Here is a 2,061-nt window from a genome sequence, read left to right as displayed (position 1 = left end):
ACAAACGTATGGAAACAATCAGTGGCTGGACTAAATACTACTCACCATACTACAACACTATCGATGGATTTGCTGAAATGAGAACACTTTGGTTCCCAATGTTGCAATCTGTATCAAATGGTGACGAAAAACCAGCGGATGCTTTGAAAGCCTTCACTGAAAAAGCTAACGAAACAATCAAAAAAGCTACAAAACAATAAGCACTAAGTCAGATTGATTCCCCCCTTTTCCCTGTGCACTACGGTGTAAGAAAAGGGGGACTTTTGTTTGAAATGGTAGGAACTGTCACGAAATTAAAATGAAGTTCTTACATAAGCGAATCTTAAAAAATTTCATTTTGGTTTTAAAACAGTTCAAGAAAATCAAAAACTATTCTATTTGAAAGAGAGGTGCCGACTGTGAAAGTCAATAAAATTCGTATGCGGGAAACAGTGATTTCCTACGCTTTCCTAGCACCAGTGTTATTCTTCTTTGTCATCTTTGTCTTGGCTCCTATGATTATGGGATTCATTACAAGTTTCTTTAACTACTCCATGACTAAATTTGAGTTTGTAGGCTTTGACAACTACATTCGCATGTTTAAAGACCCTGTCTTTATGAAGTCTTTGATCAATACCGTTATCCTGGTTATTGGATCTGTTCCGATTGTGGTTCTCTTCTCGCTCTTTGTAGCATCTCAAACCTATCATCAAAATGCCATTGCCCGTTCTTTCTATCGTTTCGTCTTCTTCCTTCCTGTAGTTACAGGTAGTGTTGCCGTAACGGTTGTATGGAAATGGATCTATGACCCACTATCAGGGATTCTAAACTTTGTCCTTAAGTCAAGCCATATCATCAGCCAAAATATTTCTTGGCTGGGTGACAAAAACTGGGCTTTGCTAGCGATTATGATCATCCTTTTGACAACATCTGTTGGTCAACCGATTATTCTTTATATTGCTGCCATGGGAAATATTGATAACTCACTTGTTGAAGCAGCGCGTGTTGACGGTGCGACTGAGTTTCAAGTCTTCTGGAAGATCAAATGGCCTAGCCTTCTTCCAACAACTCTTTACATCGCGATCATCACAACCATCAACTCATTCCAGTGTTTTGCTTTGATTCAGCTCTTGACTTCTGGTGGTCCAAACTATTCAACAAGTACCTTGATGTACTACCTTTACGAAAAAGCCTTCCAATTGACAGAATACGGCTATGCAAATACCATCGGTGTCTTCTTGGCAGTGATGATTGCCATTGTCAGCTTTGCTCAATTCAAGATCCTCGGAAACGACGTAGAATACTAAAGAAAGGAGACAGTTATGCAACCTACACAAAAGAAACCCTTAACAGCTTTCACTGTTATCTCAACGATTATCTTGCTCTTGTTGACCGTACTGTTCATCTTTCCATTCTACTGGATCTTGACAGGGGCCTTCAAATCACAGCCTGATACCATTATGATTCCACCACAATGGTTCCCTAAAATGCCAACCATGGAAAACTTCCAACAACTCATGGTGCAAAACCCTGCTATGCAGTGGATGTGGAACTCTGTATTTATCTCACTGGTAACCATGTTCTTAGTCTGTGCAACCTCTTCTCTAGCAGGTTATGTCTTGGCTAAGAAACGTTTCTATGGTCAACGCATCCTCTTTGCAGTTTTTATCGCTGCCATGGCTCTTCCAAAACAAGTTGTCCTTGTACCATTGGTACGTATCGTCAACTTCATGGGAATTCACGATACTCTTTGGGCAGTTATCTTGCCTTTGATTGGATGGCCATTTGGGGTCTTCCTCATGAAACAGTTCAGCGAAAACATCCCAACAGAATTGCTTGAATCAGCTAAAATCGACGGTTGTGGTGAGATTCGTACCTTCTGGAGCGTAGCCTTCCCTATTGTGAAACCAGGATTTGCAGCTCTTGCGATTTTTACCTTCATCAATACTTGGAACGACTACTTTATGCAGTTGGTTATGTTGACTTCACGTCAAAACTTGACCATCTCACTCGGGGTTGCGACCATGCAGGCCGAAATGGCAACCAACTATGGTTTGATCATGGCAGGTGCAGCTCTTGCAG

Annotated in this window: 2 protein-coding genes and 1 pseudogene; all 3 read left to right on the top strand. The window is 41.0% G+C overall.

Annotated features, from left to right (window positions below; genetic code table 11):
* Window positions 1-200 (top strand): annotated as a pseudogene (locus GMD4S_RS08320) (carbohydrate ABC transporter substrate-binding protein); the annotation flags it as partial.
* Between the two features lie 219 nt (window positions 201-419).
* On the top strand, window positions 420-1,286 hold the full coding sequence (locus GMD4S_RS08315) for a carbohydrate ABC transporter permease (protein ID WP_002874780.1): 867 nt from the start codon (window positions 420-422) through the stop codon (window positions 1,284-1,286).
* 15 nt (window positions 1,287-1,301) lie between these two features.
* Window positions 1,302-2,061, top strand: a 760-nt coding sequence (locus GMD4S_RS08310) for a carbohydrate ABC transporter permease (protein WP_001183242.1), incomplete at its 3' end; no start/stop codon positions are given.

The organism is Streptococcus sp. GMD4S, from assembly GCF_000296955.1.
The sequence above is the reverse complement of the archived record's forward strand: the minus strand, read 5'-3'. Positions and strand labels throughout refer to the sequence as shown.

Excerpts from the sequence above, each read along its gene's own strand:
- GMD4S_RS08315 (WP_002874780.1), top strand. The coding sequence starts at position 420 with ATGCGGGAAACAGTGATTTCCTACGCTTTCCTAGCACCAGTGTTATTC.